Origin of the sequence: Cryobacterium melibiosiphilum (assembly GCF_003602235.1) — a bacterium.
GTDB classification, from domain to species: Bacteria; Actinomycetota; Actinomycetes; order Actinomycetales; family Microbacteriaceae; genus Cryobacterium; species Cryobacterium melibiosiphilum.
The window spans coordinates 24,704-50,508 of record NZ_QZVS01000092.1; the positions used below are offsets into that span (position 1 = coordinate 24,704).

At 68.1% G+C, this 25,805-nt stretch carries 24 protein-coding genes; 12 read left to right on the plus strand and 12 right to left on the minus strand.

Annotated features, from left to right (window positions below; translation table 11 throughout):
• Nucleotides 1–195: 195 nt before the first annotated feature.
• From D6T64_RS16185 to cofD, 4 genes are read left to right on the plus strand one after another with little or no spacing between them, the layout of a single operon-like run.
• Nucleotides 196–1,203 carry a putative F420-0 ABC transporter substrate-binding protein gene (locus tag D6T64_RS16185; RefSeq protein WP_119975725.1) on the plus strand — a complete coding sequence of 336 codons (1,008 nt, stop codon included), beginning with the start codon at nt 196–198 and terminating at the stop codon, nt 1,201–1,203.
• Between the two features lie 2 nt (nt 1,204–1,205).
• Entirely contained in the window at nt 1,206–2,309 is a 1,104-nt protein-coding gene (locus D6T64_RS16190) for a putative F420-0 ABC transporter permease subunit (protein ID WP_119975726.1), read from the plus strand.
• The gene (locus D6T64_RS16195; RefSeq protein ID WP_119975727.1) at nt 2,300–3,157 is read left to right on the plus strand and encodes an ABC transporter ATP-binding protein; all 858 of its coding nucleotides are present in this window, start codon (nt 2,300–2,302) and stop codon (nt 3,155–3,157) included. Before D6T64_RS16190 ends, D6T64_RS16195 begins: the two co-directional genes overlap by 10 nt.
• Complete coding sequence (cofD, locus tag D6T64_RS16200; protein ID WP_119975728.1) at nt 3,154–4,155, plus strand: 2-phospho-L-lactate transferase; 1,002 nt, start codon at nt 3,154–3,156, stop codon at nt 4,153–4,155. Before D6T64_RS16195 ends, cofD begins: the two co-directional genes overlap by 4 nt.
• Nucleotides 4,156–4,486: 331 nt before the next feature.
• Here cofD and cofC read toward each other — a convergent pair whose 3' ends face one another.
• Nucleotides 4,487–5,131, minus strand: coding sequence for a 2-phospho-L-lactate guanylyltransferase (gene cofC / locus D6T64_RS16205; RefSeq protein ID WP_119975729.1), 645 nt, complete (start codon nt 5,129–5,131; stop codon nt 4,487–4,489).
• 174 nt (nt 5,132–5,305) lie between these two features.
• Here cofC and D6T64_RS16210 point away from each other — a divergent pair, with 174 nt between their 5' ends.
• Nucleotides 5,306–5,677 (plus strand): nuclear transport factor 2 family protein, encoded by a 372-nt coding sequence (locus D6T64_RS16210; RefSeq protein ID WP_119975730.1) that lies wholly within the window; start codon nt 5,306–5,308, stop codon nt 5,675–5,677.
• Between the two features lie 188 nt (nt 5,678–5,865).
• Here the strand turns inward: D6T64_RS16210 and cofE are convergent, their stop codons facing one another.
• From cofE to D6T64_RS16225, 3 genes are all read right to left on the minus strand, one after another.
• Entirely contained in the window at nt 5,866–6,639 is a 774-nt protein-coding gene (gene cofE / locus D6T64_RS16215) for a coenzyme F420-0:L-glutamate ligase (protein WP_119975731.1), read from the minus strand.
• Nucleotides 6,640–6,659: 20 nt separating this feature from the next.
• Nucleotides 6,660–7,661: a TIGR03557 family F420-dependent LLM class oxidoreductase gene (locus tag D6T64_RS16220; protein WP_119975732.1), complete on the minus strand. Its 1,002-nt coding sequence runs from the start codon at nt 7,659–7,661 to the stop codon at nt 6,660–6,662.
• A 136-nt stretch (nt 7,662–7,797) separates the two neighbouring features.
• Nucleotides 7,798–8,172 carry a hypothetical protein gene (locus D6T64_RS16225; protein WP_147364597.1) on the minus strand — a complete coding sequence of 125 codons (375 nt, stop codon included), beginning with the start codon at nt 8,170–8,172 and terminating at the stop codon, nt 7,798–7,800.
• A 128-nt stretch (nt 8,173–8,300) separates the two neighbouring features.
• Here D6T64_RS16225 and D6T64_RS16230 point away from each other — a divergent pair, with 128 nt between their 5' ends.
• Nucleotides 8,301–9,137, plus strand: a complete 837-nt coding sequence (locus tag D6T64_RS16230) for an exodeoxyribonuclease III (RefSeq protein WP_119975734.1) — start codon at nt 8,301–8,303, stop codon at nt 9,135–9,137.
• Nucleotides 9,138–9,217: 80 nt separating this feature from the next.
• Entirely contained in the window at nt 9,218–9,823 is a 606-nt protein-coding gene (locus tag D6T64_RS16235; RefSeq protein ID WP_119975735.1) for an antibiotic biosynthesis monooxygenase, read from the plus strand.
• A gap of 12 nt (nt 9,824–9,835) precedes the next feature.
• On the opposite strand, the gene D6T64_RS16240 is transcribed toward D6T64_RS16235, so the two are convergent.
• Nucleotides 9,836–10,756, minus strand: a complete 921-nt coding sequence (locus D6T64_RS16240; protein WP_119975736.1) for an AEC family transporter — start codon at nt 10,754–10,756, stop codon at nt 9,836–9,838.
• 88 nt (nt 10,757–10,844) lie between these two features.
• Between D6T64_RS16240 and D6T64_RS16245 the strand changes: the two genes are divergently transcribed.
• Both D6T64_RS16245 and D6T64_RS16250 read left to right on the plus strand, forming a co-directional pair.
• Entirely contained in the window at nt 10,845–11,660 is an 816-nt protein-coding gene (locus tag D6T64_RS16245) for an alpha/beta fold hydrolase (RefSeq protein ID WP_158594905.1), read from the plus strand.
• Nucleotides 11,661–11,866: 206 nt separating this feature from the next.
• A complete protein-coding gene (locus D6T64_RS16250; RefSeq protein WP_147364598.1) occupies nt 11,867–12,511 on the plus strand; it encodes a VOC family protein in 645 nt (214 codons plus the stop codon).
• A gap of 57 nt (nt 12,512–12,568) precedes the next feature.
• On the opposite strand, the gene D6T64_RS16255 is transcribed toward D6T64_RS16250, so the two are convergent.
• From D6T64_RS16255 to D6T64_RS16285, 7 genes are all read right to left on the minus strand, one after another.
• Nucleotides 12,569–13,741: a glycoside hydrolase family 1 protein gene (locus D6T64_RS16255; protein ID WP_119975739.1), complete on the minus strand. Its 1,173-nt coding sequence runs from the start codon at nt 13,739–13,741 to the stop codon at nt 12,569–12,571.
• 34 nt (nt 13,742–13,775) lie between these two features.
• The gene (locus tag D6T64_RS16260) at nt 13,776–15,524 is read right to left on the minus strand and encodes an ABC transporter ATP-binding protein (protein ID WP_119975740.1); all 1,749 of its coding nucleotides are present in this window, start codon (nt 15,522–15,524) and stop codon (nt 13,776–13,778) included.
• A complete protein-coding gene (locus tag D6T64_RS16265) occupies nt 15,521–16,444 on the minus strand; it encodes an ABC transporter permease (RefSeq protein WP_233551277.1) in 924 nt (307 codons plus the stop codon). Before D6T64_RS16265 ends, D6T64_RS16260 begins: the two co-directional genes overlap by 4 nt.
• Nucleotides 16,441–17,421, minus strand: coding sequence for an ABC transporter permease (locus D6T64_RS16270; protein WP_119975741.1), 981 nt, complete (start codon nt 17,419–17,421; stop codon nt 16,441–16,443). Before D6T64_RS16270 ends, D6T64_RS16265 begins: the two co-directional genes overlap by 4 nt.
• Before the next feature lie 101 nt (nt 17,422–17,522).
• Nucleotides 17,523–19,178, minus strand: a complete 1,656-nt coding sequence (locus tag D6T64_RS16275; RefSeq protein ID WP_119975742.1) for an ABC transporter substrate-binding protein — start codon at nt 19,176–19,178, stop codon at nt 17,523–17,525.
• A 549-nt stretch (nt 19,179–19,727) separates the two neighbouring features.
• Entirely contained in the window at nt 19,728–21,281 is a 1,554-nt protein-coding gene (locus D6T64_RS16280) for a glucoamylase family protein (protein WP_233551279.1), read from the minus strand.
• A 91-nt stretch (nt 21,282–21,372) separates the two neighbouring features.
• Complete coding sequence (locus D6T64_RS16285) at nt 21,373–22,491, minus strand: LacI family DNA-binding transcriptional regulator (protein WP_119975743.1); 1,119 nt, start codon at nt 22,489–22,491, stop codon at nt 21,373–21,375.
• Between the two features lie 143 nt (nt 22,492–22,634).
• On the opposite strand from D6T64_RS16285, the gene D6T64_RS16290 reads away from it, so the two are divergent.
• The 3 genes from D6T64_RS16290 to D6T64_RS16300 all read left to right on the plus strand — a co-directional run bounded on the left by D6T64_RS16290 (nt 22,635) and on the right by D6T64_RS16300 (nt 25,795).
• The gene (locus D6T64_RS16290) at nt 22,635–23,624 is read left to right on the plus strand and encodes an AfsR/SARP family transcriptional regulator (RefSeq protein ID WP_119975744.1); all 990 of its coding nucleotides are present in this window, start codon (nt 22,635–22,637) and stop codon (nt 23,622–23,624) included.
• A 127-nt stretch (nt 23,625–23,751) separates the two neighbouring features.
• The gene (locus tag D6T64_RS16295) at nt 23,752–24,423 is read left to right on the plus strand and encodes a response regulator transcription factor (protein ID WP_233551281.1); all 672 of its coding nucleotides are present in this window, start codon (nt 23,752–23,754) and stop codon (nt 24,421–24,423) included.
• Nucleotides 24,410–25,795, plus strand: a complete 1,386-nt coding sequence (locus tag D6T64_RS16300) for a sensor histidine kinase (protein ID WP_119975746.1) — start codon at nt 24,410–24,412, stop codon at nt 25,793–25,795. Before D6T64_RS16295 ends, D6T64_RS16300 begins: the two co-directional genes overlap by 14 nt.
• Nucleotides 25,796–25,805: the final 10 nt, after the last annotated feature.

Consider the following 25,805-nt stretch of genomic DNA (forward strand, 5'->3'; position numbering starts at 1 on the left):
CTGCTGGTGACGCGCGCGTTAAGCATCCTGTCGGCGCCCGGCCCCGCGGGCAAGCAATTTCTGGCTGCGTGTCCAGATTGGAATAGGCTTGCTTACAGACCGCCGGTTGGCTATAACCGGTCGAGCTGACCTGGATTTGGGCAGCAGTCCCGCACCTGCCCCCACTCTCGACTCCTCTCGACTCGAAAAGGTCTCATGACACGTCGCCCTGTTCGCGCGCTCACCGCATTCGCCCTGCTGGCCGGTTCGGCCCTGCTGCTGAGCGGGTGCGCCGCCGCCGACCCGGCCCCGGCGGCCGCCACGGCGACGGATGCCGGCTCGGGCTATCCCGTGAACCTCACCAACTGTGGCGTCGACGTCACGGTGTCGGCGGCGCCCGAGCGGGTCGTGACGATCAAGTCGTCAACGACCGAACTGATGCTCGCGCTGGGACTTTCCGACCGCATCGTGGGGTCCGCGTTTCTCGACGGCCCGCTTCCGGACTCCCTCACCGACGAAGGCGCCGATCTCAACGTGATCAGCGACTTCGTGCCCGGGCAGGAGGCGACGCTCGGGCTGACCCCCGACTTCATCTACGGCGGCTGGGAGTCCAACTTCTCCGCCGACGGTGTCGGCGAGCGCGCCGGCCTCACCGAGCTCGGGGTGGGCAGCTACGTCTCCCCCGCCGCCTGCAAGGGCGACTTCATGCCCGACCCACTCACCTTCGACACCGTCTTCGACGAGATCATCGAGGCTGGCGCCATTTTTGACGCGACGGATGCCGCCACCGAGCTGGTGTCGAGCCTCGAATCCGACCTGGCCGCCCTGAACCCGGCCGCTGGCGACGACGGCACCACCGCCCTCTGGTACTCAAGCGGCACGACCACCCCATATGTCGGTGCGGGCATAGGCTCGCCCGCCATGATCATGGAGGCCGCCGGTCTGACGAACATATTCCAGGACGTGCATGACACTTGGAGTTCGGTGGGCTGGGAGTCGATCATCGAGGCCAACCCCGACGTCATCGTGCTCGTCGATGCCACCTGGAACACCGCCGCCGACAAGATCACGAACCTCGAAACCAGCGCCGCCACCCAGAACCTCGACGCGGTGCTGAACGAGCGCTACATCGTGCTGCCGTTCGCGGCCACCGAAGCCGGCATCCGCAACGTGGAGGCCGCGGCGTCAACCATCGACCAGCTCGCCGCATTCGACCTGGACTGAGAATGGCGACGGGTGGCGTGACGCGCGAGGCAGGGCCGGGAGCGCCGGGCAGGGTTCCGCGCACCGCTCGGTCACTCGCGCACGCCCGTTTTGTGCTCGCGCTGGCCCTCGCCGTGATCACCCTCGTGCTGGTCGTGATGCTTGCGGTGACCATCGGACCGGCCAATGTCGCCCTCGGGCAGGTGAGCGGCAGCATCCTCGGTCATCTGGGGCTGGGGCCGAGCGGCGCGGAGGCCGGGGCGGTGCCGCTGCTGATCGACTCGATCGTCTGGGAGCTGCGACTGCCGCGGGTGCTGACCGCCGCGATCGTCGGTGCCGGGCTCGCCATCAGCGGCGCGGTCATGCAGAGCGTCACCCGCAACCCGCTCGCCGACCCATACCTGCTCGGGCTCTCGAGCGGGGCATCCCTCGGCGCGGTCTGCGTCGTCATCCTCGGGGTCGGGTTCGCCCTGCCGGCCGCCGCGTTCCTCGGTGCCCTGCTCGCCTTGTTCGCCACGCTCAGCATCGCCCGGGTCGGCGGCACGATCACGCCGGCACGCGCGGTGCTCGCCGGCCTCGCGATCGCCCAGCTGGCCGGAGCCGGCACCTCGTTCATCATCTTCTGGTCGGCCAAGGGCGACTCCTACCGCGAAATCCTCAATTGGCTGCTCGGCTCCGTCGCCGGCGCCACCTGGGAGAGCGTCATCATCAGCGGCACGGCCCTCGCGCTGGTCGGCACCGGCGTGGTGCTCGCCGCAACCCGCCTCGACGCCTTCGCGTTCGGTGACACCGCCGCCGCGAGCCTCGGCATCAACGTGAACGCGACCCGGTGGGCGCTGCTCGGCTCGGTCGCGCTACTGACCGGCGCGATGGTCGCCGTGAGCGGGGCCATCGGCTTCGTCGGGCTCATCCTGCCGCACCTCGTGCGCGGGCTGAGCGGGCCGGGCCACCGCCGCCTGCTGCCCCTCGTCGCGGTCTGCGGCGCGCTGTTTTTGGTGGTGGCCGACACCCTCGCCCGCACCATCTTCGATCCGCGGGAACTGCCCGTGGGCATCATCACCGCCTTCATCGGCGTGCCCGTCTTCATAGTGCTGATCAAACGAAAGAAGTCCTCCGCATGGTCGTAACGAGCGCGGGCGTGGTGATTGAGAACCTGGGGTTCTCGATAGACGAGCAGGTCATTTTGGCGGGAGTAAGCGCATCCGTCGCCGCGGGAACCGTGACCGGGCTGCTCGGGCCGAACGGAGCCGGCAAGTCCACGCTGTTGCGCCTGGTCGGCGGGCTCGCCACGCCCGCGACCGGGTCGGTGACCCTGGACGGCGACGAGATCGGCTCGCTGCCGCGGCGGGAGGCCGCCCGGCGCATCGCACTGCTGGAACAGAACACCGCCCCGAGCGTCGACCTGTCCGTGGAGGATGTGGTGCTGCTCGGCCGGATTCCGCACCGCACCCGCCTGCTCGGCAGTTTCGGCGGCGACGACGACCGAGCGGTCGCGGCGGAGTCGCTCGCGGCGGTCGGCGCCGGGGAACTCGTCGATCGCATGTGGCACACGCTCAGCGGCGGGCAGCAGCAGCGGGTGCAGATCGCCCGGGCCCTCGCCCAGCGGCCGAGCCTGCTGCTGCTCGACGAACCGACCAACCACCTCGATGTCAGCGCGCAGCTGTCGCTGCTCAGTCAGGTCGGCGGCCTCGGCATCACCGCGATCATGGCGTTGCACGACCTCAACCTCGCGGCCGCGTTCTGCGACCAGATCCTGCTGCTGCAGGATGGCCGGCTGGTCGCGGCCGGCACCCCCGCCGAGGTGCTCGTGCCCGAGATCATCGGCGCGGTCTACGGGGTCGAGTGCGACATCATCGAGCACCCGCGCGACGGGCATCCGGTGATCGTGTTCTCGGCGCCGCGCTCAGCGGGTTCGTCTTCGGATGCCCCGGCAGCGGACCTCGCGGCGCCCGCGTTCTCGGCGGTGCACGCATGAAGATCGTGCTGCTCGCCGGCGGCGTCGGTGGCGCCCGCTTCACCCGCGGACTGCTGGCGGAGCTCGCCGCCACGCGGCCGGGGGCATCCGTCACCGTGATCGTGAACACCGGCGACGACATGTGGCTCGACGGGCTGCGCATCTGCCCCGACCTCGACACCGTCATGTACACCCTCGGCGGCGGCATCAACGAGGAGCAGGGCTGGGGGCGGCCCGAAGAGACCCGCCGGGCCTCGGCGGAGATCGCCGCCTACGGCCGCGGCTGGTCGTGGTTCACACTCGGCGACCTCGACCTGGCGACCCACATCGTGCGCACCGACCTGCTGCGCGGCGGGGCGACGCTCTCCGAGGTCACCGCGTTCCTCTGCCGGCGCTGGCAGCCGGGGGCGACTCTGCTGCCGATGAGCGACCAGCCGGTCGAGACGCACGTGCGCCTCGCGGCGGATGCCGGCGAGCACCGCGCGGGCGACCTGATCCACTTCGAGGAGTGGTGGGTGCGCTACCGGGCGTCGCTCGAGGCGACCGAGTTCGTACAGCGCGGGCTGGAGGGGGCCGTTCCGGCGCCCGGGGTGCTCGCGGCGATCGCGGGGGCCGACCTCGTGGTGCTGCCGCCGTCGAACCCGGTGGTGTCGGTCGGCACGATCCTCGCGGTGCCGGGAATCCGTGCGGCGCTGGCAGCGACGTCGGCGCGGGTCGTGGGCGTCTCACCGATCATCGGGGGAGCTGCGGTGCGGGGCATGGCCGACGCGTGCCTGCGCACGATCGGCGTCGAGACGAGCGCGCTGGCGGTGGGGCTGCACTACGGCGGGCGCGGGGACGGCGGCCTGCTAGATGCCTGGCTGGTCGATGACGCGGATGCCGCGGCGCTGCCCGAGCTCGCGGCCGTCGGCATCCGCTCGGCCGCCGTGCCGCTGTGGATGCACGACGAGGCCACCACGCGGGCCCTCGCCGCCGCCGTGCTCGCGGTGGCGGGCCTCAGCCCAGTGCCCCAACCCTGAGTTCGGTGTCGCAGGCCTGATCGGCAGCGAGCTGCGCGCACTTGAGCACAGCAAGGGCGCAAATATGGCATGCGCGAGGTGCTTTTCGTGGCCATCGAGCGTCGGCGAGAAGACTCTGACGCGCGGTGGTGCAGGTGACCCCGTGCCCCGCTCACGAGTGGGCTCAAAAGGCCCCATGGTGTGCGCGAGTGGGCTCAAAAGGCCCCACGAAGCGAATTCAAGGGGCTATTTGCGCCCACTCGCGGCGGGCGCGTTCCCCTCAACGGGCGTTCTGTGACACCTCGCTCACGAAGTGGCAGAGATGGCCCCTTGGGCACGCAGATGCCCGGGTTCATCGGGGCTGTCCGGCGGGGAGGGCATCCGCTGCCAGGAGTGCGGCGGTGTGCGGGCCGAGGCCGAGCGTTCGCGCCACCTCGAGGTCGGCGGGGGTGTCAACATCACGACGGATGCTCGCGGTCGCCGCCACCTCGAGCGGCACGTGCCCGGCCGCCTCGTGAGCGGCGCGGGATCCGAGCCCGAACCGGGGGGTGAGGCTGACGCCGACCCGCGCGAGCAGCATGATCGTGCCCGTCCCCTCCGCGTCGGGCATCATCGAGCATTCGTGCCTCGCGGCGAGGCGCAGGGCGTGGTCGACATCATCGCTGCGGAGGGCGGGCAGGTCGCCGGTGACGATCGCGAGGTGGGCCGTCGGTGCCAGGCGGCGCGCGGCATCCGCCCCCTGAACGATCGCGGCGTTGAGCGGATCACCCGCCGCACGCGTCTCGGGCACAATCACGGCGCCGAGCGCGGCCAGCCGGACGCCCAGGGCGGCGTCGGCCGTCACCACGACGACCCGCTCGACAGCGGATGCCGCCACCAGCGCGGCAACGGTGTCGAGCGCGAACGCATCGGCGAGCGCCGCCCGTTCGGGCAGCGCCTCGAGTCGGGTCTTGGCGCCCGGGTTGCCCTTGACCGGCACGACCACCACCCAGCTCACTGCGGGTTAGACCTGTCGTCGAGAGTTGCATCCATGCGCAAAAGCTACCAGCGCGGGTCGTGCAACCCCCCGCAATGTGGGGCAACGCGGGGTACACGGTCGCCGCGGTACCCTCAAGGGTCGGCCGCACGCATCCGTCGACCCGATTTTCAGATGAGCGGCCCAGGAGGTCCCATGTCACCGTCACTCACGTCCGAGCCCGTCGCCACGCAGTCCCCCGAGCTGGCGACCGCGATCGTCACGTACCTCGACCGCAGCGTCAGCGCTCGCCCGCAGTCCGCGAGCCTCACCTTCGTCGACGATGCCGTCGTCGTGGATGACGGCAAGACCTACACCGGCCAGGCGGCCATCGCCGGGTGGCTTTCCGCCACCGCAGCAGAGTTCGAGTACACGACCACGCGGCTGAGCGTCGGGAGCGATGACGCCGCGACGACCGTGGTCAACCGCATCGAGGGCAATTTCCCCGGCCGCAGCGTCGACCTCAGCTACCGGTTCGAGCTGAACGCCGAGAGCGGCCTCATCCAGAAGCTGACCATCTCGCTGTAGGGCTCACGCCTTCGGGCCCCTCCGGGAGTGGCGGCACTCGTTTGGCCAGCCGGCACCTAGTACAACGAGTGCCGGCTTGCTGAAGCAGCGCCGCGACGCGCGGAATTACCGAGCAGGGTCGATCAGGCCGGTACTATCCCGCCTGAGCTCCGCCGGTTCGCCCGGGGGGGCAACTGGTGGCGGCGGGTTCAGCGCGCGGCGGCGGCCTGGCCCGCGGCGAACCCCTCGGCGTAGGCCTCCGCGGTGCCGAGGCGGAACATGTCCGTTGCACTCGGGCGCTGCAGGGCGCGAGCCCCGACGACGGATGCCGCGGCATCCGCTGTCGACACCACCAGGTGCCCCAGCCCGCGCACGACCGCGACGGGGTTGCCGCTGGTCTTGCCCTTGACCAGGTCGGCGGCGCCCGCGATCTCGTCGCCCACGGCGGCGACGGTGACCTCGAGGCGGCGGCCGGAGGCATCCGTCTGACCGCGCAGGTCGTCGAGCACGAGCACGCCGGCGGCGCCGATCGCGATGTCGGTCTGTCCTTCACGCCAGGGGCGACCGGCGGTGTCGGTGATGACGACACCGAGGCGCAGCCCGGTCGCCCTGACAACCCCCTCGAGCAGCGCGCGGGCCGAGGCATCGGGGTCGACCGGGAGCAGCAGCACGACCCCGTCGGGCGCGTTGCTGGTGTCGACACCGGCGGCGGCCATCACGAGGCCCTGCCGGTTTTCGACGATGCGGGTGACCCCGCCCGGGTATTCGCGGCTCGCCACGACGCGCACGGTCTCGTCGGTGATCGCCTGCTCCCGGTCGGCGGCCGCGACAGCACGCCCCTCGGCCTTCGAGACGATTTTGCTGGTTACGGCGAGAATGTCGCCGTCCTGCAGCAGGCCGGCGGCGGCATCCGCGATCAGCGCGGCGAGGTCGTCACCGGCCGCGATCTCGCCGAAGCCCTCGAGGGCGAAAACGCTGAGCATGGGAGAAACGCGAAGCTGCACTAGCGAACGAGCTTCGGCAGCACCTGCGCGCCGAAGACGTCGATCCACTGCTTCTGGTTACGGCCCACGTTGTGCAGGTAGATGCGGTCGAAGCCGAGGTCGACGAACTTCTGGATGTACTTGCGGTGCTCGTCGGGGTCGGCGGAGATGACCATGCGACCTTCGAAGTCCTCCGGGCGCACGAGCTTGGCGATCTGCTCGAATTCGAACGGTGAGCGGATGTCCCCCTTCGGAAACTTCATGCCGCCGTTCGGCCACTCGAGCAGGGCATTCTTCATGGCCTCTTCGTCGGTCTCGGCCCAGCTCATGTGCAGCTGCAGCACCTTCGGCATGGTGGACGGGTCTTTGCCGGCATCGCGGGCGCCGTCGTCGAACTTGCCGAAGAGCATCGAGATCTTCTCGAGCGGAGCGCCGACCGTGATGAGGCCGTCGGCGTGGCGGCCGGCGCGCTTGGCGGTGACCGGTCCGGCGGTCGCGACGAGGATTTCGGGGGCGACCTCGGGCATCGTCCACAGGCGGGTCGACTCGAGCTTGTAGAACTGGCCGGAGTGCTTGACGTCCTTGCCGGCGAGCGATCCGGTGAACAGTTTCGAGATGATCTCGATGGCCTCGAACATGCGGTTGATGCGCTCGGGGGCTTCGGGCCAATAGCCGCCGACGATGTGCTCGTTCAGGGCCTCACCGCTTCCGAGGCCCAGCCAGTGCCGACCCGGGTACATCGACGCGAGGGTCGCGGAGGCCTGGGCGACCATCGCAGGGTGCCAGCGGAAGGTGGGCGCGGTGACGCCGGGGCCGAGGTCACCTGTCGTGCGCTCGGCGATCGCGGCGAGCACGCTCCAGACGAAGCTCGACTGCCCCTGCTGCGGAACCCAGGGCTGAAAATGATCGGCTGCCATCACGCCGCTGAAGCCGTGCTCTTCGGCGTAGGCCGACAGGGCCACCGCCTCGGCGGGGGCGAACTGCTCCAACATGGCCGCGTAGCCGATCTGCAACTCCGTCATGAGTGACCCTTCTGTCGTCGATGGCAACTTGAGCACTGCTACCCAGCACTGCTACTCAGTACTCTGCCACCCAACCGGCACAACACGGGCCGGACCGACTTCGTTACCCGGCCCGCGGCATCCGCCCACAGAGCGGTCAGAACCAGCGCACGCGGCGCCGCGACAGCCCGCGGCGGTCGGGCGCGGGGCTGACGATGCGCGGGCCGAGCGTTCCGGTGTCTTCGACGGGATAGAAACCGGTGCCGAACCGGTCCGTGAGCGCCAGGGCGCCCAGTGCGGCGGCACAGCCCACGGTGATGCCGGCGATGAAGAACGACGGAAAGACGAAGGCGAGGCCGATCATGACCGCGGTCAGCGCGATCCCGGCAAGCTGGGCCCGACGCCCGACGACGTGCACGGCGAACACGAGCCGGGCGGGGGACTCCGGGGCGTCGGCGTCACACCAGATCGTGTGCACGGCGAGCGCGGGCGGCAGGGCCGCGTCGGGGAGCAAGGCATTGGTGGTGGTCAAGTGTGTGCGTTCCCCGGTCATGCGCCCCCTGATTTCCGACGACTCGCAGCCGCCCCCTCAAGCATACCGACTGACCCGGTTATCCGCGTCGGAGCGGAGCCGGGCCCGCCCCCGAATAGGCTGGACCCATGCGAATTGCCACCTGGAACGTCAACTCCATCCGTGCCCGTGTCGACCGCACCGTGGACTGGATGGTGCGCGAAGACGTCGACGTTCTGGCCATGCAGGAGATCAAGTGCAAGCCCGAACAGTTTCCGACCCAGCAGTTCGAAGACGCCGGCTACGAGCTCGCGATCCACGGGCTGAACCAGTGGAACGGTGTCGCGATCGCCAGCCGACTCCCGATGACGGATGTTCTCACCGGCTTCCCCGGAATGCCCGGCTTCCTGAAGGGCCAGGAAGGGCCCGACCAGCCGCTCGAAGCCCGAGCGCTCGGCGTGACCGTGAACGACCAGCGGCTCTGGAGCCTCTACGTACCCAACGGCCGTGCCCTCGGCGACCCGCACTACGCCTACAAGCTGGACTGGCTCGCCGCCCTGCGCGAGCACGCCCGCGCCGAACTGGCCGCCAACCCGCGGCTGGCCCTCGCACTGATGGGCGACTGGAACGTCGCCCCCCGTGACGAGGACATGGGCGACCCGAGCTTCGTGCCCGGGGAGTCGACGCACATCTCCCAGCCCGAACGGGACGCCTTCGACGCGTTCGAGGGCGCCGGCCTCACCGATGTGGTGCGGGAACTCGTGCCCGAGGGCTTCACGTTCTGGGACTACAAGCGCCTGCGCTTTCCCCGCAACGAGGGCATGCGCATCGACTTCATCCTCGGCTCCCCCGCCTTCGCCGAGCAGGTGACGGATGCGAGCATCCACCGCAATGAGCGCAAGGGCGAGGCCCCGAGCGACCACGTTCCGGTGCTCGTCGACCTGATCACCGACGATGAAGACGACGACCGGCCGATGATCTTCTAGTTCTCGGCCGGCTCAGGCACTGCTTCTGATCGTGACACCGCGGACATCTGCCGGGTAGGCGGCGGGGCGATACTGGGGCAATGACTTCACAAGAGTCGGATCGACTCACGCCGGCGTCACCCTCGCCCGCCTCGGCATCCGTCACCGTTTCCATCACCCGTACCGTCGACCCCGCCCGGTTCACCGAGGCCAGCGAGTGGGTGCAGTTCGGCATCAACCTGGCCCAAAAGTACCCCGGCTTTCTCGGGTCGGGCTGGGTGCGCGGCAGCGAAGACTCCGCCACCTGGAACATGCTGTACCGCTTCTCCAACCCCGACAGCCTCGAGGCCTGGGAGAACTCCGACGAGCGCACCGAGTGGCTCGAAGCCGGCACCGACCTCGTGCTCGACGCCCACGTCGAAAAACGCACCGGCATCGAGGGCTGGTTCGACGGCATGCAGCCGGGTGAGCCGGTGCTGCAGCCGCCGCCGCGGTGGAAACAGTCGGTGAGTATCTGGCTCGGTTTCTTCCCGGTCAACCTCGTCTTCACGCTCCTCGTGACCTGGCTGGTTCCCGGTTGGGGCGACCTCAATACGGCGCTCAAGGTGTTGCTCACCACGCTGGTACTCACCCCGCTGATGGCGTACTTCGTGTTGCCCTGGGTGACGCGGATGCTGCGGCCCTGGCTGCACCGTCAGCCACAGTAGGCCTGGCGTGCGTCAGGCCAGCAGCGCGGCGACGACGATGAGCGCGGGCACCGAGGCGATCGTCGTCAACAGCACGGTGTCCCGGGTCGCCACGACGCCGCGGTTGTAACGGGACGCGAAGTTGAAGATGTTTTGCGCCGTGGGGAGCGCCGAGACGGTCACGACGGCAAACAACTCGGCATTGTCGAGGTCGAAGACGAAGCGTCCGAACAGATAGGCAATCACCGGCATGAACGCAACCTTGATGACGGTGGCAACGATGACCTGCCGGCGGCCCGACCCCGGTTCCAGCAGCCGCTGGCCGTGCAGGGACATGCCGAAGGACATCAACACCATGGGGATGGCGGCGCCGCCGATCAGGTCGAGTGGAGCCATGACGGCCTCGGGGATCGGGACCTCGAGGGTGGCGAGCACGACTCCGGTGACCGACGCGATGATCATCGGGTTGCGCAGCGGCTGAGTGAGGATGGAGCGCAGCGAGACCTTGCCGCTGGTCGTCACGTCGAGCACCGCGAGGGTGATCGGCGCGAGAATGAGCAGCTGCAGCAGCAGCACCGGTGCCACGTACTGGGCACTGCCGAGCACGTAGATGGCAACGGGCAGCCCGATATTGTTCGCGTTCACATAGGTCGCCGACGTCGCCCCGAGCATAGATTCCGGAACCGGCATACGAAAGAAGATGCGGGACAGAATGACGTAGATCAGCATGCCGACCAGCACCGTACAGAGCACGGTCACGAGGAACGACGAGAAGAGCACCCGCACGTCGGAGTGCACGAGAACGGTGAACAGCAACGCGGGGGTGGCGACGAAGAAAGCCATGCGGTTCAGCACCCGCCCGGCACCGGGCCCGGCGACACCGAAGCGTTCGACGAGGTAGCCCACCAGGATCACGAACCCGATGATCGAGAACCCGACCAGTACTCCACCCATCTCACTGAGCCTAGGCGACCGAGCCGCAGCTCAAAATTCGAAGCCCGCAGACGTGCGCACGCAGGCGGGCCGCTACTACGCTCGGACCATGCCGAACCTCAACGTTGCGGGAGCCGATCTGTACTACGAGACCGATGGGGATCCGGCGGCGCCCGCGCTGCTGCTCATCCACGCGGGTATCGCCAACCTGCGCATGTGGGACCCGCAGATCGCCGCCCTCGCGAGGCACCATTTCGTTGTGCGGTTCGACACTCGCGGCTTCGGCCAAACCGTCACGAAGAACGTCGGGTTCTCCAACCAGGCGGATGCCCTTGCCGTGCTCGATCACGTCGGTGTCGACCGGGCGACCCTCATTGGGTGTTCGCGCGGTGGCTCCATCGCGATCGATGTGGCGGTCGAGCATCCGGAACGGGTGGCCGGCCTGGTCGTGATCGGCGGCGGCCCCAGCGGGTTTCCCGAGGTCGAGTTGACCGACGCCGAAGACGCCCTGTTCGACGCCCTCGACGCGGCCTTCGAGGCCGGGGACTGGCCGCAGCTGGCCCGGCTCGAGGTGGAACTCTGGGCGGTCGGGCCGCTGCGGAGCGCGGCCGACCTCGACCCCACCTTCATCGCCGCCGCACAGACCTTGAACCTGGCCAACGTCGTGCACGCCGAGGACGCTCCGGTGCCGCAACGCCTGGATCCCCCGGCCGTCGACCGGGTCGTCGACCTGGAGGTGCCGGCGTTGATCGCGGTCGGGGAGTTCGACATCACGCCGGCCCTCGCGCAGTACGAGTATCTGCTCGAGACCGTGCCGCAGGCCACCGGGTGCACGTTTCGGGACGCCGCGCACCTGCCGAGCGTGGAGCATCCCGAGGAGTTTCAGCGGGTGCTGATTTCGTGGCTCGCGCAGAATGGCCTGTAGCGAACACAGCCTGGAGCGAACACGGAACCGGCGCACAAAAAGGCCAGAAAGAAGGCCAGAAAAAAGGCCGGAGCCCCGGTTTCGTGGTCACCATCCCTCGCGGGTCAGTGCCGACAATATAACTCGGGGCTCCAGCTACAAAAAATAATAATCCGGCCTCGAACGGTGTCAAGGCCGCCGCGATAAATACTATGGAGAATTTTTCAATGGCTGGTGAACGTATGATTCCGCTGCTGCCGTGCGCGTCGATCGACGACATGCAGTCGTTCTTCGAGCTGTTCGGCTTCGAGACGACGCATCGGCAGACGAAGCCGAATCCGTACATCTGCTTTCGACGCGAGGGCATCGACCTGCACTACTTCGGCCTGCCCCAGTTTCGGGCCGCGGACTCCTATGGTTCGTGCGTCATTCTGGTCGACGACACGGAACCCCTCTTCGAGGTCTTCGCTGCCGGGCTGCGGTCGCGCTTCGGCAAGTTGCCGCAGACCGGGTTCCCCCGCATCACGCGTCCGCGCCGTCGGGCGAACGCCGGCAACCTCAGCGGATTCAGCCTCGTCGACCCCAGCGGCAACTGGATTCGGGTGATGGCGGCCCCGGCGAGTGGCGACGTGACAGCGGCAGCGGATGCAGCGGCCTCCGCTGCCGCACTGTCTCCGCTCGCGCGGGCCCTCGCCAACGCGATCGTGCTCGCCGATTCGAAGGGTGACGTGCCCCAGGCGACGAAGATTCTGCGCGGTGCGTTGGCGCGCGCGGCCGCCGACACCCCGGAGGCCGACCGCGCCGCCGCGGCCGAGTTTCTCACCGAGCTCGACGAGCGCGCCGAACCCGAGGCTCCCGTCGCCGAACTGTGAGTTAAGCATCGGTTTCGGCCCGAAAGCCATGCTCAACTCACAGTTCGGCGAAGGGGACTACGGGAGGGCGTTCGCGCGGGCGACGGTGCCGAGCCAGGCGAGGCTCGGCTTCGGGGTGCGCACGAAGGTCTCCCGGTCGACGGCGATGAGGCCGAAGGTCGGGCGGAATCCGCTGGCCCACTCGTAGTTGTCCAGGGCGCTCCAGTGCTCGTAGCCGATGACCTCGATGCCGTCCTCGATCGCGGCGTGGAGGCCGCGGAGGGCGCCGTCGGTGTAGTCGATACGGCGACTGTCGTCGGCGGTCGCGATGCCGTTCTCGGTCACGAACACGGGCACGTGCTCGGTCAGGTCCCAGGCGGCGCGCACGCCGAGTTCGAGGGCGGGCGGGAAGTACTCCCAGCCGGTGAGGGTGGTTTCCACGTCATCACGCACGGGGATGGGACCGTCGGGGCCGATGAAGGTGCGCGTGTAGGCCTGCACGCCGATGAAGTCGTCGCCGCGGGCGTTCTCGAGGTACCAGTCGTCGCTCGGGTAGGCGTATTCGCGCAGCTTCTCGTCGGCGCCGGGTTCGCCGGTGGAGTGGAACGCCTGCGTCGCCACGGTCCAGCCGCTCTTGATGCCGGGGACGCTGGCCAGCACCTCGCGAGATGCCTTGTGGGCGGCGAGCAGGGCATCCGCTACCTGCAGATCGGGCCGGGGCAGGCCGAACGCGACGAGGTTCGCGGCGGTCTCGCCGCCGGCGAGCATCGCGGCGATGTTCGGCTCGTTGATGGTGACGACGTAGTCGACGTCGGCAACGATGGGCAGCGCCGTCTCGGTGAACCGGGCGAACAGGCTGGCGGCGTCGGGGTTGCGCCAGAAACCCTGTTCGAACATCCACTGCGGCACGGTGAAGTGCAGCAGGGAGACGACCGGGTTGAGGCCGAATTCGCGGGCGGTGTCGACCATGCGGCGGTAGTGGTCGATTTCGGCGCGGGAGACAAAGCCGGGTTCGGGTTCGATGCGGCTCCATTCGAGGCTGAACCGGTAGGAGGTGAGGCCGGCGTCGGCGAGCAGGCGCATGTCTTCGCGGTAGCGGTGATAGCTGTCCATGGCGTCGCCGCTGGGTTCGACGATCGTCGTGCCGGCGGCGTGCTCTTTGACCCACCAGTCGTTGTTGGTGTTGTTGCCTTCGACCTGATGGGCGGCCGTGGCGGCGCCCCAGAGAAATCCGTCGGGAAAAGTGAGCATGGTGTTCCTTACTATCGGTGCAGATTTCGGAAAGTCAGTGCCCCACGGTGGGGTGGGGAATGGCATCGAGCAGCCGGATCGTGTACTCGTCCCGCGGGTTCTGCAAGACGGATGCCGTAGCCCCCTCTTCGACGACGGCCCCCTGGTTGAGCACCATGATCTGGTCGGTGACCAGGCGCGCCGAGAGCAGGTCGTGGGTGATGTAGAGCATGCTCACGCCCCAGGTTTCGCGCAGGCTGTCGAGCAGGGCGAGCACCCCGGCGCGCAGGGACACGTCGAGCATCGAGACCGGCTCGTCGGCGATGATCACCTGCGGGTCGCTCGCGAGCGCCCGGGCGATGACCACGCGCTGGCGCTGCCCGCCCGAGAGCTGGTGCGGCAGCCGGGCCGCGAACTGTTCCACGGGCGTGAGGCCCACGGTTTCGAGCAGTTCGAGCATGCGGCGGCGGGCGTCCCGCCCCCGCAGCCCCCCGAAGTTCACGATCGGCCGGGTCAGCGTGTATTCCACGGTGTGCAGCGGGTTCAGGGCCGAATACGGGTCCTGAAAGACCATCTGCACCTCGGTGTGCAGGCGTTTCAGTGACCGGCGTTTGATGCGGTCGACCTGCAGGTCGCCGAAGGTGATCGTGCCGCTCGTGGGGTGTTCGACCCCGGTGATCATCTTCGCGATGGTGCTCTTGCCGCTGCCGCTGGCCCCGACGAGCGCCATCGAGGCGCCCGGCTCGAGCGTGAACGACACGTCATTCACGGCCCTCACCGGCTTCTCGCCGCGCCGCGGCGGCGGGTAGACCTTCGACACGCCGCTCACCACGATGGCCTCGCGGGCGGCGCGGCCTTCGCGGCGCTGCACGCCCTCGGTGCCGGCGGCGCGCGCGCGGGCCTCGTCGGAGACCGGCACGAAGTCCGTCTTCAAGTGCGACACCGCGGGCGCACGCTTGGCGCCGCGGGCGGCGAGCCCGGGCACCTCAACGATCTCGGCGCGCGGGTCGCCGTAGTGGCTGAGCAGCATGCGGGTGTACGGATGCTGCGGCGAGACCAGTACGTCGGCCGCCGGCCGGTCCTCGACGATCAGGCCGTTGTGCATAACCATGACCCGTTCGGTTACCTCGAGCACCATGCCGAGGTCATGGCTGATCAGCACGGCGGTGAAGCCCTCCGACTTCTGCAGCTCACGGATGGTGTTCATCACGGCATGCTGCACGAGCACGTCGAGTGCGGTGGTGGGTTCGTCGAAGATCATCAGCTGGGGTTCGAGCGACAGGGCCAGCGCGATCGACACGCGCTGGCGCATCCCGCCGCTCAGTTCGCCCGAGAACCGGTCGAGCACACCGGCGGGCAGTTCGACCTTGCCGACCAGTTCGATCGCCCGGGCTTCCCGGTCGCCGCGACCGACGTGGCCGTGCGCGGCGAAGATGTCGAAGAAGTGGTTGCGGATGCTGCGCACCGGGTTGAGCGCGTTCATGCCCGACTGCAGCACCATCGCAAAGCCGCCCTGGCGTTGCACGCGCAGGTCTTCGTGGCTCATCCCGGCGATATCGACGCCATTGAAGAGGATGCTGCCCCCGCCGATGCGCGCCGGCGGCTTCGAGAGACCGGTCAGGGCAAACCCGAGTGTCGACTTTCCGGAGCCGCTCTCGCCGACGAGTCCCACGAAATCGCCGCGGCCGAGGTCGAAGGTGGCGCCGGAGACGGCGTGCACCGGCTCGCCGCCGGTGGGTTCGTAGACGACCGACAGGTTCTGCACGCTCAAAAGTGTCGCGGCCTGGGTTTCGGTGGCGCTCATCGTTTCGCTCCTTCGCGCAGGCGCGGATTGCTGAGGCCGTCGACGCCGAAGTTGATCAGGCTCAGCGACGTCGCGAGCAGGGAGATGCAGAGTCCGGGAGCGAAGAGCAGAATCCACTGGCCGGTGAGCAGCGCGTTGCTGTTCTGCGCCCAGAACAGCATGGTGCCCCAGCTGATCGTGGTGGAGTCGCCGAGCCCCAGGAACGACAGCCCGGCTTCGGCGAGAATAGCGGCGGTCGCGGCGCCGAAGAAGCTGCCGACGATGAGCGAGGTCATGTTCGGCAGAATTTCGCGGAACACGATGCGGAACGAGCTCTCGCCGCTGAAGATCGCGGCGGTCACGAAGTCGCGGGAGCGCAGCGACTGGGTCTGCGAGCGCAGCACCCGGGCGCCCCAGGCCCAGCCGGTGATCACCACGACGAGGATGATCATGCCGATGCCGCCGTTCTGCAGGTAGGCGGCGATCACGATCATCAGCGGCAGCGCCGGAATCACCAGGAACAGGTTGACGATGAAGTTGATTACGTCGGCGGTGACGTTACGCAGGTAGCCCCAGCTGAGGCCGATCAGCACGGCGATGATCGTGGAGAACAGGCCGGCTACGAAGCCGACGAACACCGAGACGCGGGCGCCGTGAATGATCTGGGAGAGCACGTCCTGGCCGGCGGCGGTGGTGCCGAGCAGGTGCGCCGCGGTCATGTCCTCGCTGCGGCCGAAGTCGTTGGCGGTCGGGTCGTAGGGCGCGATCAGCGGGGCGAAGACGGCTCCCAGAATGAAGATGCCGAGCATGACGACACCGATGCGGGCCTTCGGAACGCTCCAGATCGTGGTGACCGCGCGCCAGAGCACGGCCAGCGGATGCGCCGGGCCGGCAACATCCGTCATCGGCTTCTGGTCGGGACTTTTATCGGTGAGGGTCATCGTCTCGTCCTCGGGTCCAGGATGCCGTACAGAATGTCGACAATGAAGTTGGCCAGGAGCACGCTGATCGTGATGATCAGGAAGAGCGCCTGCATGAGCGGAAAGTCCTGGTTGGTGACGGCGGTGTAGAGCAGGTAGCCCACCCCGGGGTAGGCGAAGACCCGCTCCACGAGCAGCGAACCGCCGACGACACCGCCGAGGGCGAGACCGAAGCTGGTCAGGTTGGGCAGAATGGCGTTGCGGGCGGCGTAGCGGATGGCCACGGTGCGGGGCCTCAGCCCGTTGGCCTCCGCAAAGGTCACGTAGTCGTCACCGAGGGTGTTGATCATGGTGCTGCGCATGCCGAGGATCCAGCCGCCGAGCGAGGTGATCAGGATCGTGGTGGCCGGCAGGATCGCATGGTAGATCGCGTCGAGCAGAAACTCGACCGAGAATTCGGGGGTCGTGCCGCGGCCGTAGGCGCCGCTGGTGGGAAACCAGCCGGCGACGTAGCCGAGGAAGAAGAGCAACAGCAGCGCGGTCCAGAAGTAGGGGAACGCGCTCGCGAAGGTGCCGCCGACGGTGGGGAGGGTGTCGAGCCAGGTGCCGCGTTTCCAGGCGGCGAGCACGCCGAGCAGGGTGCCGAAGATGAAGGCGATGATCGTGACGAGGCCGACGAGCACGAGGGTCCACGGCAGGGCCGCGGCGACGAGGCCGGCGACGGGCTGCGGGAAGAAGGTGTACGAGACCCCGAAATCGAAGGTGGCGACGTTGCCGAGGTACTGCAGGTACTGGTCGAACATGCTGCCGGTCGGCACGCCGAGTTGCGCCTCGACGGCGGCCCGGGTCGCGGGGCTGACCGGGCCGTTCTGGGCGAGTTTGGCGAGGGCGGCATCCGCTGGTGACCCCGGCATCAGCCGGGGCAGCAGAAAGTTCAGCGTGACGGCGGCCCACAGGGTGAGCAGCAGGAGGCCGAGTTTGGTGAACACAAAGCGCACGGGGACAGCACCTTTCTCAGGCTTTCTGGGGTTGTGGAGAAACCCCGCTGGGTGGGCCTGCTCTCACCGATGAAGGGAGAGCAGGCCGTTCAGCGTGCGGGTTAGTTGGCCTTCTCGAGGTTGGTCAGGATCAGCAGCGGCGTTGAGTTGTACGTGTTCGGCGGTGCGTAGGGGTTGTCCTCGCTGGGCCATCCGGTGTAGTTCTCGTCGGAGTAGAGACCCCAGAGGCCGCCGTAGAACATGCTGATCACGGGCAGTTCGTCGTAGACGGTCTGTTGCAGCTCGGCGGCGATGTCCTTCTGTTCATCCTCATCGGTGGATGCCTTCAGCTCGGCCAGCAGGGCATCCGTCGCCGGGTCACTGAACCGACCGAAGTTACCCGTCGTCGTGGTGCCGAGCGGGGTGGCGAATTCGCTGTTGAGCAGCAGGTTCATGTCTTGGAACACGCTGCCGGTACCACCGAAGCCGGTGATCGCCATGTCGAAGTCGCCGGCGCCGAGGGACTCCTGATAGGCGGCGGGCTGCGGCTGGCTGAGGGTCACGTCGATGCCCACGGCACCGAGCTGGGACTGCACGGTCTGCAGGCCCTGCAGCCAGTCGGTGTAGCCGTTGGCGGTCATGATGTTGATCGCGACCTGGGTTCCGGAAGCGTCGACGAGCTGGTCGCCGTCCATCGTGTAGCCGGCCGCTTCGAATGCGGCGAGGGCGGCATCGGTGTCCTGGGCGATCTCGCCGCCGTCGGGAAGGTCGTCGCTGAGCCAGGCTTCCTGGTTCGGAAGCAGCAGGCCGGACTGGCCAGCGGCATCCACGTAGCCCTGTTCGGCGTCGTCGGCGATCTTCTCGCGGTCGAGGGCGAGGCTCAGGCCTTCACGAAAGTTCACGTCGTTGTAGGGCGCCTTGGTGAGGTTGGGCACCAGGGCGATGGTGCCGCCCGGCGGAAACCAGTACTTGTTGAAGTCGGAGTTGGCGTTGACCCAGGTGCCCTCGACGTCGGTGATGAACGCGTAGGCCCAGTCATAGCCGTTGTTGACCACGTCGAGCTGGCTGTTCGCGGCCGGCAGGATGAGCTCCTCGACGGCGACCTTGTCGGCCTGCCAGTAGTCGGCGTTCTTGGTGAGCGTGTACTGGTTCGGCGTGAAGTCGCCGAGCACGTAGGGGCCGGTCGCGATGGGGTCTTCATTGGTGAAGGTGAGCGGGTCTTCAACATCGGCCCAGATGTGCTCGGGCACGATGAGCTGCTGGTCGATGATCGACGTGGCGGGCACGTCTTCGGCGAGCAGGTGGAACACGACGGTGTTGCCCTCGACCTCGAGGCTCTCGATGTGCTGCCAGACGCCCTTGTTGTCGAGCGCCGGCACCTCCTTCATCAGGTTGAAGGTGAAGAGCACGTCGGCGGGGGTGAACTCGGTGCCGTCAGACCAGGTGACGCCCTCGCGGATCGTGTAGATCAGCGTTTCTGCGTCGACCTGCTCGGCGCCGGTCGCGAGGAACGGCGTGGACTTGCCGTCGAGGGTGTTGACGACCTGCAGCGGCTCGTACATGTACGTAGCCGTCACGCGCTTGCTGGTTGAGAAAGGGTTGAAGTTCTTCTCAAAGGTGGGGGATCCGTTGTCGGCCGCGACGAGCATGGAGCCCTCGGTGCCGGAGTTGTCGGATTGGCTGTCGACGTCGATGCTGCAGGCGCTGGTGGCCAGAACGGCGGCCACGGTCGCGACGGCAAAAACCGTGCGAGTACGACGCCCTCTCGTGTGCTTCATTGCGGGAAACTCCTTCGTGTCGTCATTGACCGTTCGGCTTGGTGGGCGGCCCAGGGCCTGCGCACGTATTACGCCGAGTGTATGCGCATACATCACGCATTGCAAGATATTTCTGACAGCGGATGCCCGGGCACTCGCCCGCGCTCCGTCATCATCCCGTTTGTGTGGCCGGTCTGCACGCCTCGAGCACCGCAGCAGTCACGCAGAGCACCAACTCTGACACCTCGCCACCGGCAAGGGGCCATCTCTGACACCTCGTGAGCGAGGTGTCAGAGAACGCCCCATGAATGCCATCTCCGCGCCGCGAGGTGGCAGAGATGGTCCCATCAATCGACTTCAAGGGGCCATCTCTGACACCTCACGAAATCCATGGGGCCATCTCTGACACTTCGCTCACGAGGTGTCACAGATGGCCCCATGAGCCGTCCTGCCGAGTTTCGCGCCACCGCGAGCCCTGACCAGGAGCGCTGTCTAGAAAACCCAGCCCGCAGCATCCATGCGCCCTTGCCTTGAATCCCTAGAGCCGTGGAGCCTGTGTGTGCCCCGCCCCTACTCGAGCTTCGACCCGAACACCTGGGCCTCCACCAGCGGCTTCACCGCAGCCTCGAACCCGGGGTCCACGAAGTACTCCTTCAACCGGTCGTCCAGCAGCTCATTGGCGATCGCGCCCATGATCATCGACTGGTCGAGCGACAGGTAGCGATCGGCGAGGGTTCCGCTCTTCGTCGCCACCGCGTCATAGAAGCCTCCCGGCCCGTAGGCCTTGAGCTCGGTCTTGATGCCGGCAAGGTTGCTCATCACCGCGGGCTTGTCGTAGGGCAGCGCGAGGAACGAGGCGTGCGGGGTGACCACGCCGTCACCGAACGCCGGCGTCGGGTTGGTGGCCTCGCGGCATCCGTCGTAGCCGGCATCGACGTTGGTGCGTTCCCGATCGGAGGCGTAGCCGTCCGTCGACATGCCGATTCCCTCGACGCCGTATTCGGCGTACTCGCCGAACGGGTCGCTGGCCGGGGAGAAGCCCCAGAAGCCATAGCCGGCCTCGTCGATGCCGTGCTCGATCTGGGCGCGAACGGATGCGGGGTGGTTGACCGCCCAGGACTGCTGACCCCAGTCGCTCTCGGGCACGAGCAGGTCGGGCATCAGCGCCTCGAACATGCTGCCGCCCCAGGCCGGAACGAGCTTCATGCCACGGTATTCGTAGACCCCCTCGTAGACGCTGACCCCGAGGTATTCGCGGGTTTCGCCGGTGGGCTTCTGTTCCTGCCAGGAGAAGTCGCAGCCCTGGTCGGGCATGGTGCGCAGGGTGCCGTAGTAGGCCTCCGGCGGGATCTGCCCGTTGGCGATGCCGAGGTAGGTCGCGATGCGGGCCTCGCTCACCGTCGTGTCGTAGTGGTGACAGGTGTAATACACGTCGGCTCCGTCGTCGCCGTAGTTGCCGGGAACGTTGCAGCCAGGAGGCGGGATCACCCAGAAGCCGCCGCGGTTGAGGCCGACCTCGGCGCGGGCGTCGAGGTTGTGGAACCAGCCGAAGTCCATGCTCGCGTAGAGCCGGTCGGCCTGCTTGTCGAGGCGGGGCTCGGCCTCGCCGACCATGCGGAAGGCCGCGGCGAGCCATCCATTGTCGACGGTGCTCAGGAACGGGTCGACGGGGTCGCCGCTGCCGGGCCACTCGGTGAGCTTGTGGCCGTCGAGGGGCGAGTACCAGTTGTAGAACATGCCGCTCGGCTCGTGCCGCTCGATCTTCTCGAGGGTCTTCAGCGTGGTCTTCATGCGGGTGAAGGCTTCGCTCTTACTGATGATGCCGAGGTCGCGGGCCGAGATGGTCGACCAGAGGTAGCCGCCGATGTTGGTCGGGCTGGTGTTCTCGCTCGCGACGGTGAGATCGCCGGAGAGCTTGTCGGCGGGCAGGCCGGTCTTCTTGTCGGTCATCGCGGCGAGGGACTTCCAGGTGTCGGCGGCGTAACCGGCCAGCACGGCGTCGTCTCCGGACACCGCGCCGGGGCCGGCAGCGGATGCGGGTTCGGCCACCGCGGCCGGAGCAATCAGGAGCGTGCCCGCTACGACGGCGGCACACACCACGGCGAACTTCGATGTTCGTTTCACAGGATTTCCTTCGTGTCGTCATTGACCTTGGTGCCCTGAGTGTAAGCGCATACATCATGAAACGCAACGATGTCTCATCGACAGAACGACCCTAGAGGTGCCCCTCAGAGCTTTCGCGCAGCAGCACCTTCACCGGCAGGCGCAGCGAAATCGGCGCCTGGTCGGGGTTTTCCAGCCGGCTCAGAATCGCGCGCATGGCTGCCCGGCCGAGGTCCACCATCGGCTGCCGCACGGTCGTCAGTCGCGGCGACGCCTGCCGGCCCGCCTCGATGCCGTCGAAACCGGTGACGATCACGTCGCCGGGAACGCTGACCCCGTGCGCGCCGAGCACGTCGAGCACGCCGAGGGCCATCTGGTCGTTCGCGCAGACCACGGCCCGGGGCATCCGTCGCCCGTCAAGCAGCGTCGAAGCCACCGCGCGCCCGCGCAGCCGGGAGAACTCACCGCGGTGCACCGGGACCTGCGCCGGGTCGAGGCCGCGGGAGTGCAGCGCGGCGACGAATCCCGCGTGCCGCTCGGCATCGTCGGGGGAATCGACCGGGCCGGCGACGTAGGCGAAATCGGTGACGGCGCATCCGTCGATGAGGTGCGTCGTGAGGGCCTGCATGCCCTCGGTGTTGCCCACGCTCACGTGGTCGAAGTCGTCGCCGCGGCGGGGCCCGGCGATCAGCACGACCGGGATGCGCCGGGAGACGTGCTCGAGCACCTCGGCGGAGACGCTCTGCGCGAGAATCGCCATGCCGTCGACCCGACCCGCGATGTCGCCCACCATGTCGGTCGGGTTGGTCCCGCGACCGACGCCGACCATCAGCGCGAAACCCTGTCGCCACGCCTCGAACTCGCTGCCGCGCAGCACCTCGTCGAAGTAGAGGTTGGGTGGGCGCACGACGCCGGAATCCGGCATGTCCACGACGAGGTCCACGAGCGGCGCCCCCGGCGCGGGGAGAAATTCGGCGTCGCCGAGTTCTTCCATCGCGTCGAGGGACGGAAAGTACAGCCCGAGAACGCCGGTGCGCGACGCCGCGAGGCCGCGCGCCGCGGCGCTCGGCACGTAGCCGAGTTCACGCACCGAGGCGAGCACGCGCTCGCGAGTGGATGCGCGTACATCGCCCGGCCGTCGCAACACTCGGGAGACGGTGGCGATGGAGACACCCGAGTGGGCGGCGACGTCGTAGACGGTCGAGGCCTTGGCCACATGTCCCCCTGACATCAAGCGTGAGTCTATCCCCGCTTCGCACCTGAGCGTTGGCTGGGGACGGCACCCCCAAAGTTGGGGAGTCGGCGCCCACCCACCTGCGGCTGTGCCTGTCCGGAGCACGGCCGCAGGATGAAGCCATCCTGATCGGAGGTTTCATGGACACCGACGAACACCCGAATCGCCCACATACCGACCGCCTGACCGTTCACCTGTTCGGTGCGTTGCGGGTCGGCCTGCCCGGTGGCCGACTGCTCACGGCGCGACAGCTGGGCGGCCCGAAACAGCGCCATATCCTCGAAATCCTGCTGCTCCAGCTCGGCACGGCCGTCTCGAAGGATCGACTCATTGAACTTCTCTGGGCCGGAACCGCGCCTCCCGAGGCCCGGCCGACCCTCGAAAGCTACGTCAGCATTCTGCGCCGTCACCTGCAGCCGGGTCTCGGCCGTTCCGGCCCGTTGCGCACCACCAACGGCGGCTACGTGATGGATCCCGAGCTTATCGACCTCGATCTGGCCCGGTTCGAAGCCCTCGTGCAGCGCTCCGCTCAGCTGCAACACCCCGCGGCACTCCCGCTGCTGCGTCAGGCACTCGACCTCGCGGCGCACCCGCTGCTCGCCGATGAGATCCTGACGGGCTGGACGACGGATGCCCGCGCACGCGTCGACGCGCGCGTCACCGACGTTCGCATCCTCGCCGCTGAGACGGCCCTGCTGGTGTCCGCGTCGGAAGATGCTGCCACGTGGGCACGCCAGGCGCTGGGCGGCGACCCCCTCAACGAGCGTGCCTGGCTGGCCCTCATCCTGGCCTGCGAGCAGGCCGGGCGGCCCGCCGAGGGGGTGCGGGCCTATGAGCTTTGTCGCGACGCACTCGGGCGTGAACTGGGCTGCTCCCCCGGACCCGGGTTGCGGGCCGCGCAGCTGCGCCTGCTGCGGGCGACCGCGGAGTGCGACGACGAATTCGCGCAGGTGATGGGAGCCCTCCTGTTGCTCAACGAGCGCACCATGGGTTCCTCGGACCTCTCGGCAGACAGCGACGACCTGTCGATCGCGCGCATGTCCCGTGGCGAAGCCGGTGCGGTCGTGAGCGCGTTCCTGCGCCGCACTCTGAACGCCTCACCGCAGCAACCGTCGACCCTGAGCGCCTAAACCGGCATCATTTTTACCACACCCCGCCACGAAGGGGAATCCCTCGACACCCCCGCCCGGTATCCAGATAATGAAGGCGCTGTTGAAACTGGCACCGTGCGGGACGACCAGAAAGGCGCCATCCACGATGATGACCCTCGTCCCCGATGCCCTCGCTCGCACCCGCATCCTGCTCGTTGATGATCACACGACGTTCACCGAACTCCTCGCGGGGTCCCTCGATCGCCAGCCGGATCTCTGCAGCGTGGGATCGGCCAACTCGGTGCGCAGCGGCATCGACGAGTGTCGCCGGCTGCGTCCCGACGTCGTCGTGATGGACTACCACCTGCCCGACGGCAGCGGCCTCACCGCCGCTGCCGCCATCCTCTCCGACGCGCCCGGCACACGGATCATCGTGCTGACCGGAGACCCCTCGGCCGCTGCGCTCGAACAGGCCGCGATGATCGGCGTGTGTGCTTTTCTGCCCAAAGACGGATCCCTCGCCCTCTTACTCGACACCGTGCGACACGCTCGAGCCGGGGGAATCGTCGTCCATCCCTCACTCGTTGCGCAGCTCGGAAACCTTCACCGCCCCCTCCGCGACGCCGCGCCACTGTCTGAACTCACCCGCCGCGAGCACGAGGTACTGCGCCTCATGGCGACCGGCCAGGACGTGCGCTCGAACGCCATCGCCCTGGGCATCTCCGAGAACACCTGCCGTGGTTACGTCAAGGCCATCCACACGAAGCTCGGGGCGCACTCGCAACTCGAAGCCGTCGTCATCGCCACCCGACTCGGCTTGATCGGTGGGCGTGGGTAGCCCCGCCGCGGCGGCGGGGACTCGTGCGGTGCGACGACCGGATGTCCACGCGGACACCGCCGCCGATGACCGCTCCGAGGTGCGTCGCGCCGTCACGCGGTTTCTCGGACTGGGCCTGCTGGCACTCGTGGTCGTCGCGGTGCCGGCGGCCCTCTGGATTCGGGCCGAAGCCGAACAGCACGCCCTCGCCAACGCGATCGTGATGACCGACCGGCTCGCCGAGTACTCGATCGGCCCGCTCGTGACGCAGGATGTGCTCGACGGCGACCGGCGGGCCATGGCTGAACTCGACGCCTGGGTGCGGCCCTGGCTTGCCGAGGACGCAATCGTCCGCATCAAGATCTGGAACACCGACGGGCGCATCGTCTACTCCGACGTTCCCCAGCTCGTCGGGCGCCGGTTTGACACCCCGCAGTGGTGGTCCCGAGTGGTCGCCGGCGGCGCGGGCGAAGCCAGCCTCGGCCACCATCTCGCACCCGACAACGCGTATGAGAGCGATTCGGGCGAACTGGTCGAGGTGTACGTGCGGGCGCACGCCGAGACCGGCCAACTTCTCATTGTCGAGGCCTACTTCGACGATGCGGCCGTGCGGGCCGAGCAGACCGCCGTGCTGCTGGGCATGGCTCCGGTCTTTCTGCTGTCGCTGGCTCTGCTTCAGCTCGTACAGCTGCTCCCGGCGATCCGGCTCGCCCGACGAATTCAAGTACACCAGGCCAACCGTCGCCGCCTGCTGCAGTTCGCCGTCGAGGCCTCCGACCTCGAACGCCGACGCATCGCGCGGGACCTGCACGACGAGGTCATCCAGGACCTCGCCGGGCTGTCCTATGCGTTGGAAGCGGAGGCGACGCACGGCAGTCACGTGCCCGGCACGCTCCTGGAACGCGCCCGAGCGATTCTGCGTGCCAATATTCAGACCCTGCGCGGCATCACCCGGGACCTGTACCCCGCCGACCTGGACACGCTGGGCTTGGACACCGCCCTCGCTCGGCTGGCCGATCCGCTGCTCGAACGCGGCATCGAGGTGACCGTGAGCGTGCCCGACGCCGGTCCCGACCGCTCCCTCGATCGGGAACGGTCCGCGCTCATCTACCGCGTCGCGCGGGAAGCCCTGAGCAACGTCCTGAAACATTCGGGTGCGGACTCCGTCGAGCTGAGCCTGACCCGGAATGATTTTCGCGTGCTGCTGATCATTCGCGACGACGGATGCGGCTTCGACCCGTCGGCCGCACCGACCACGGGCCATCTGGGGTTGCGCATCCTGCGCGACACGGTCGACGTGGCCGGCGGGTCGCTGACGGTGCAATCCACGATCGGCGGCGGCACGTCCGTGATCGTGTCACTGGATCGTCCGTTCATGGTTCGCGGTCGCTGACCCGGCCGGC